The organism is Paraburkholderia sp. BR10954, from assembly GCF_040965775.1.
Classification (GTDB): domain Bacteria; phylum Pseudomonadota; class Gammaproteobacteria; order Burkholderiales; family Burkholderiaceae; genus Paraburkholderia; species Paraburkholderia youngii.
In genome coordinates this window covers 503,046-509,824 of record NZ_JBFRCK010000002.1, presented here as the reverse complement: position 1 = coordinate 509,824, position 6,779 = coordinate 503,046, and the positions used below count along the sequence as shown (strand labels likewise).

5 protein-coding genes and 1 pseudogene are annotated in these 6,779 nt (G+C 55.8%); 1 reads left to right on the top strand and 5 read right to left on the bottom strand.

The window, feature by feature from the left end:
* Positions 1 to 113: 113 nt before the first annotated feature.
* Positions 114 to 1,244 (top strand): annotated as a pseudogene (locus AB4Y34_RS05045) (IS66 family transposase); the annotation flags it as partial.
* Positions 1,245 to 1,493: 249 nt separating this feature from the next.
* Here the strand turns inward: AB4Y34_RS05045 and AB4Y34_RS05040 are convergent.
* From AB4Y34_RS05040 to AB4Y34_RS05020, 5 genes are all read right to left on the bottom strand, one after another.
* Positions 1,494 to 2,420 (bottom strand): glycosyltransferase family 2 protein, encoded by a 927-nt coding sequence (locus AB4Y34_RS05040; protein WP_368715418.1) that lies wholly within the window; start codon positions 2,418 to 2,420, stop codon positions 1,494 to 1,496.
* Positions 2,421 to 2,568: 148 nt separating this feature from the next.
* On the bottom strand, positions 2,569 to 3,735 hold the full coding sequence (locus AB4Y34_RS05035; RefSeq protein ID WP_368715417.1) for a glycosyltransferase family 1 protein: 1,167 nt from the start codon (positions 3,733 to 3,735) through the stop codon (positions 2,569 to 2,571).
* Positions 3,735 to 5,033, bottom strand: coding sequence for a hypothetical protein (locus AB4Y34_RS05030; RefSeq protein WP_368715416.1), 1,299 nt, complete (start codon positions 5,031 to 5,033; stop codon positions 3,735 to 3,737). Before AB4Y34_RS05030 ends, AB4Y34_RS05035 begins: the two co-directional genes overlap by 1 nt.
* 151 nt (positions 5,034 to 5,184) lie before the next feature.
* Positions 5,185 to 5,931, bottom strand: a complete 747-nt coding sequence (locus AB4Y34_RS05025; protein WP_368715415.1) for an ABC transporter ATP-binding protein — start codon at positions 5,929 to 5,931, stop codon at positions 5,185 to 5,187.
* 11 nt (positions 5,932 to 5,942) lie between these two features.
* Complete coding sequence (locus AB4Y34_RS05020; RefSeq protein WP_368715414.1) at positions 5,943 to 6,725, bottom strand: ABC transporter permease; 783 nt, start codon at positions 6,723 to 6,725, stop codon at positions 5,943 to 5,945.
* Positions 6,726 to 6,779 lie beyond the last annotated feature (54 nt).

The following is a 6,779-nucleotide window of genomic DNA, read 5'->3' as shown; positions in this document are numbered from 1 at the left end:
GATGTCATGCGCAACGCCAATCCAGCCATCCGGTCCGCTCGGTCACGTTCCCGAAATAACCGGTCACGTTGCCGAAATCGCCGGTCACGATCCCGAAACGGCCGGTCACGTTCATCCGAAATACGCAGCGAGTGATTCGTCACCGGCGACTCAAGCAGGCCTGTACCTGTTGCGACTGCATCGTGCAGGCGGCTGCGCCCAGCCGGCCAATCGATCGCGGCATGCCGGGTCCCGGGTTGCTCGCGCATGTTCTGGTCGCCAAATTCTGTGACCACCTTCCCCTGTACCGTCAGTCAGTGATTTACGCGCGCGACGGCGTGCAGCTCAGCCGTTCGACACTCGCGGACTGGGTCGGACAGTGCAGTGCGTTGCTCCGGCCACTCGTAGAGGTCGTTCGCCGGTACGTGATGGCCGCCTCGAAGATCCACGCGGATGACACGCCGGTACCTGTACTCGAACCCGGGAACGGCAAGACCCGTACCGCACGGCTCTGGACGTACGTTCGGGATGACCGGCCGGCTGGCTCGAAGGACGCACCGGCGGTCTGGTTCGCGTACAGTCCCACAAGAGCTGGTGGATATCCACAGGTCCATCTGAAGGATTTCAAGGGAACATTGCAGGCCGATGCGTTCGCGGGGTACAACGCGATCTACGAGGGTGGTGATGTGCGCGAGGCTGCGTGCATGGCACACGCGCGCCGCAAATTCCACGATCTGTTCGTCGCACGCAAGAACGAGGTTAACACCGAAGCGTTGCGCCAGATCGGCGAACTGTACGCAATTGAGGCCGCGATTCGCGGCAAGCCACCGGACGAACGAAGACGTGTCAGGCAGGAGCAGGCGCGTCCGTTACTCGATGTGTTCGAGATCTGGCTGCGCTCGACATTGGGTACGGTGTCGCAGAAAGGCGAAACCGCCAAAGCTATCAACTACGCGCTGAATCAGTGGGCGGCGCTCACGCTGTACGTCGATGACGGCGCCGTGGAAATCGACAACAACGCGGCTGAACGCGCTTTACGTGCTGTCGCTCTCGGCCGAAAGAACTATCTGCACTTCGGCTCCGACAGCGGCGGCGAACGCGGGGCCGCAATCTACACTCTGGTTGGTACCGCCAAACTGAATGGCCTTGATCCCGAGGCCTACCTGCGCCACGTCATCGCTCGCATCGCCGAGCATCCTGTCAATCGCGTCGACGAACTGTTGCCATGGGTCGTCGCCGATCAGCTTCGCCACGACGCCGCCTGACTCGACACGCTGTCAAGAACGGTCGCGGTCGGACGGTTACGTGGTTACCTTGCACTCGCCAACGATCAGTCGCTTGGCAATGCCATGACGTCGCGTGGGATGTGACGTCTGACTGGCATCCAGCTCGGCTGTTGCCGTTGCGCATTGCCCTTTCGTTGCGTCCGGCGTCAACCTGACGGTGCCATCCATCGCACATCGCTATCAACCACTGCCTTAAGTTGAATGTACTAACGCTGCTGGCGGGGCCGATCACTTTGACTGGTGCGCCTGAACCCCATCCCACAGTCCCCGCAGCATGCTTTGTAATGCCTTGAACCGTTGAGGATGGAACATGACCATGAACACGAACATTTGCAGCAAACGTACCGCATCGACACGACGCCAAGCCCAACAAGGATAGTTTCGCCTCTGTAGCAGCACGCTGTTGCGGAACATGTAGTAGTATCGAAACGGCTTATGGAGGGGAATTTCCCGCCACCGGCCAAGCCACACCCGCCTACGCTCTTCTCCAAGGGAGTGGCTCATGCTTGCTTCACAGTGCCCCCACACCTGATAACCCTTTGCACGAGCGCGCAACACCCACTCAGTATCGACCTGGTCAATGAATAATTCCTCGTCCATCCCGCCAACGGCATCGAGAACATCGATTGAAATCAATGATCCTGAGGAAATAAGAAGGTCTGTCCGGACAACCGGTTGACCGGGTTTACAGGCGACAGGCGCAAAGCGGATCCTTCCGAAGCGCACATGTGGAGCAAGGTGACCTGTTTGAGGGTCTCTGAATCGTGGTCCGATCGCTGCCACGCTATTGCCGCCTGCAACCAGATCCTCATGTGCCAACTTCAGCGCAGCTACCATCCTTGGCTCCGGCACGCTGTCTTGATCCATCAGCAAGACATATTTTGCACCATGCTCTCGCGCCCAGTGGACGCCGACATTGTGGGCCGCCGCAATTCCGAGATTTTTGCCCTGGGACAAGACATGTATCCTCGAGTCGCCCAGCCCAGCCACGAAACCAGCCACGTCTTCGCCGGATCCGTTGTCCACCACAGCCACACTGTCGGTCTGCGATGCAACAGACTTGAGAAGTTCGCCAAGGCGTGCCAAATCCGGCTGATAACTGACTACGATCGCCGCGACGCCCGCAACCTGAGAGGGTAGAGACTGAAGATTCATAGCTGCGCACGCGATCAGCGCTCAAGATTGGAAGTCGGCGAATCGTCGTTCGCCTTTCACTTGGACTGCGAGACAACCGAAGCGCATTCAGTCCAAAGTGATGTACGTGAAAGGCCATTGGTCGCGAATGCGACCGCTGCGATCGAATTCAGTCGAGTTGCAGCGCGGCGAGGATCGTATCGCGTTGATTAAACCATGCATACTTCGAACGAGCATCCTCACGTGCATTTTCGAGCAATGTCGACCACCCGGAATCGCTTTCGATTGCTCTCTCGATCACAGACAACCATTCATGCGCCTGGGCAAGATAGCCGTTCTCGCCGTCGCGAATCGAATTCGCATATGTATAAGACGGTGACGCGACGCTTATCGCGCCCACGACGGCGGCCTCGAAATACTTGAGCTCTGATTTGCAGTTCGTAAAGTCGTTTGACTGCAGCGGCATCAGATTGAACTCGACAGTACTGATGAGACGCTGCAAGTTCACATAGTCTTGAAAAGGTTGGCGTTTGATCCGATCACCGAATTTACTGAGCGTCGGGCCAGCCTCGATATAACCCACGATCATCAGTTCGATTCTGGGATCTTTCGCGAGCAGCGCCTCGATAGCCGGAATGATGATCGCATAGTCGAGCTTGTGCGAAGGCGAGCCACTAAAGTAGCCTAAGTGAATCCTGTCGTCGCGTGCGAACCCCTTCTCCTGCTTATGCCGAAAGAGCGCATCGGAAAAATCGATTTGCTCCTTGTTCATAAAATTCGGCACCACGCTCACCGGCAATCCAGAAAACGCCGCGATCTTCCCGGCTAGAAAAGCATTCGTCGTGATGGCGCCATCGCACATTTTCAGCGCCGCGCCCAGCCGGCCAATATACGAGAACCAATAGTCCCAACGGCCGGAATCGCCGACGTCTTCGTCAAGCGTGTTCATGATCAGGTGCGCAAAGCTCGAATCGAAAACAAAATCGTCGATGTCAAACAATATGCGCTTGCCTCGCAACCGGAACTTCATCACGAGCTGATTGATGCGATGACAATACCGGGACCGGCAAATCACCAGTACATCTGCGAGATCTGCTATCTCGTCGATTCGTGCCCAGTCCTGAAGAAAGAAAAAACTCGCCGATACATCCCCACTCTCGTCCTCATTCAGTACCTGCACCATGTTATAGGCACGGTAACGAAACGTGCTGTTGTTCGGCTCTTCGTAGAAATAGGCAACCCGCCGCTTACCACGCGTAAGCATTCTCACGCGCTCACTCAGCGGCAAAATCCACGGGTCCGAATAAGCTAAAGGAGCAATATCGACTTTAAACATTAGAGTTCTTCGGACAACTGCTTGATGATCTTGCCGAACGCTTGCTGCCAATCGCCAGCAAGTCCGTTCCTAAGAAAATTTTGCTCTCTCAATAGCTGTTTGGATGCCAGCGTCACTGCCGACCTCAGTGCTTCAACCAATGCATCACGCTCAAGGTCCGCGCAGATCAGGTTATGCGAGTAGCCGGACAGATCGGTCTTGCTGCCAAAGCGGTTGGTTACTACGACCGCCCCGCTGGCCACCAGATCCAACGGCGGATAGCTTGGGTGCGGCGTGCTCATCAAGCTGAGGCCCACATCGATCGTCCCTGCAAGTTCTGCATACTGCGACCATGTGAGATTCTCGAATTTTTTGGGCACGTAGTCACCGTCGAAAACCACGCTTGGTATGTCCTTACCGACCAGACAGATCTCCCATTCCGAGGGGTCCAGCACCTTTTCGGCAATCGCCCGTTCGATGACTTCAATCCCAAGATAGAACAGATTACGCACATTGTTCGGCCTTGCGTAAAAGAAAAATCGCTTCTTTTGCAACGCCTGCTTTTTTCGCGGATGGAAAATGGAGGCCGGGAAAGCCGGCTCAAACCACATTCCCTTGGCGGCAATATTGCTTAGTCCATCCGAAATCAGATGGTCGAACAGCAGCTTTGTATTGATCAGAAAACGGATTTCGCTATTCCGAAGCGTGTCTGCACATTTAACACGATCATCGCCGAACGGATAGAACATCCGTTCATCTTCCTGCAGCAGATAGATAATCGACTCGCGCGGCACGCTGGGCAATGTAGCCGCAGTCGTCCACCACGACGTTGTCACGAAGAGATCGCCTTCCTTGACGTCGAGTTCGTACTTCTGATCGTAGAACGCTGCAAACTTGAATTGCAATTCGTGCTTCAGCTTGATGCCGTACAACGCGAGAATGTGATCGATGTTCTCGGGTTGAGCCCGCTGCGTTCGCGTGACTATCCGAAGCTGCGCATTGAGTTCATTCGCAAGCAGAGCTGAAAAAATCAGCGCAGTCCCCACTCCACCAAACAGGCTGCCACTGGAGACGCTGTCTGTCACGATGCTGACGCGTCGGACGCCGGATGCGGGAATCGAATATGTCAGTAAAGGTGCAAGCGACTCGAAGCGCTGACGATGAAGTTGCGCCACGCTTTTTTGGGACGAGTCGCCGCCGCCCACTAAACTGGGCGAAACATTTAATTTTTTGCCCAACTTTCGGTAGACAAGCTCCCGCAACGCCGACGTTCCATGGGTTTTCCAGTAGCAGTAGACCCTATAAGCCCGATCAATCATTCCAAGTCCTCGTTGCGTGCTGTTAAGCGACACACGTCATATTATTTGACCGACTATCATCAATGTCGACAATTCAACACGCCTGCCTTGAAGACAGGAAAGCGGGCATTGCGCCTGGTTTCGGTCTTCCGCTGCAGGCGCCATTACGCGCTCACACCGAAGCTTCATACTGCGAAAGCACTTCTTCGGTCGGCCCAAACGCTCGTACGCGCCCGCGCTCCATCCACAGCACCTTGTTGCATACTTTGCGGATTTCCGCATTTGAGTGCATTGCCAGCACCACAATCTCCGCACGGCTATGAAGATCCGCGAGGCGCTCTTCGGCCTTATGCATGAAAGACGCATCGCCAACGCCCATCACCTCGTCGAGCAGGAGAATCTCAGCATCGACCGCAGTCGATATGGCGAAGCCCAAGCGCACGCGCATGCCACTCGAATAGGTTCTGAGCGGCAGGTCGAGATAATCGCCTAGCTCACAAAACTGCGCGATCGACTGCTGCTTCTCACGAATTTCCGCATCCGACATACCCAGCAACAAACCTCGCAAGCGGATGTTTTGCATGCCGGTCGAGTTCTCGTCCATTCCGAGACTGGTATCGAGTAGCGGCACAATCTTTCCGTCGCTCTCAACCGTGCCGTACGTGGGCGAGTAGATGCCGGCCATGATTCTGAGCAGTGTCGACTTGCCGGCGCCGTTGTGGCCGACTAGGCCAAACCGGTCGCCGCTTTCCAAACGCAAGTTGACGCTGTCGAGCGCACGCACGATGACTACGCCGTCGTTACCCTCGGCGATTGAATTGCGACGACCCACGCGCATGACCTGCTTCTTGAGCGACCGTCCTTGAACGTCATAGATGGGCAGGTCGAGCGTCGTGTTCTTAAGTTCGATGTACGCCATGATTTGCTCTATCAGACCCAGTATGGAATGCGTTTCAAGTACCGGCCCGTAAGGCCAAGCGCCAAAAGCCAACCGGCCACGGCAAGCCCCACGGAGACTCCCCACGTGGTCGCGCTCGGCCACTCCCCGATCAGCGGCGCGCGAACCAGTTCGATCAGATGCGCGAGAGGATTGAAATCGACGATGAATGAAAAGCGGGTCAACGAATTCGGGTGATAAATGATTGGAGTAACATAAAACGCGATCTGCATTAGCGCGGCGACGATCTGCGGCAAATCGCGAAAACGCGCGGATAGCAGACCCGTGACCATTGCCATCCACATCGCATTGGCCATATACAGCACCAAAGCCGGAATAAAGACAGGGAGCGTCTCCCAGCTCTTGATGCCATAAATTGCCAGCAGCACAACCACAATCACGGAGTTGTGCGCGAGGATGATGAGATTGCGCCAGGCAACCTGCAACATGAAGATCAGCTTCGGCGTCGCCGCCTGCCGGATGTAGTGGCCGCTGTTTATGTAAGCGGTGCTGCCCTCCAGGACAGTGGCCGAAAATGCCGTCCATAGGACAAGGCTGACAGCGAGATATGGAAGATAATCACTCATCTTCATCCCGAAAAGCGTGCCGTACACCGCGCCGATCGAACCGACCATCACACCGGTGCTGATCGTTAGCCAGAACGGTCCTACGCGCGAACGCGCGTAGCGTTGCCGAACCTCTAGCCAGCCGAGAAGTGTCCAAAGCCGCCAGGAAGCGATGCTTCGCTTCAAATCATAAAGTGCCAGGTTGTACATTACAGAGTCTGCTACTTTCGCGTTAAAAATGGACGCGCCGTCGTGTATCGACGC

What these genes read in the sequence shown, in the direction of transcription:
- AB4Y34_RS05040 (WP_368715418.1), bottom strand. Translation starts at nt 2,420, where the DNA reads ATGAATCTTCAGTCTCTACCCTCTCAGGTTGCGGGCGTCGCGGCGATC.
- AB4Y34_RS05035 (WP_368715417.1), bottom strand. Translation starts at nt 3,735, where the DNA reads ATGTTTAAAGTCGATATTGCTCCTTTAGCTTATTCGGACCCGTGGATT.
- AB4Y34_RS05030 (WP_368715416.1), bottom strand. Translation starts at nt 5,033, where the DNA reads ATGATTGATCGGGCTTATAGGGTCTACTGCTACTGGAAAACCCATGGA.
- AB4Y34_RS05025 (WP_368715415.1), bottom strand. Translation starts at nt 5,931, where the DNA reads ATGGCGTACATCGAACTTAAGAACACGACGCTCGACCTGCCCATCTAT.
- AB4Y34_RS05020 (WP_368715414.1), bottom strand. Translation starts at nt 6,725, where the DNA reads ATGTACAACCTGGCACTTTATGATTTGAAGCGAAGCATCGCTTCCTGG.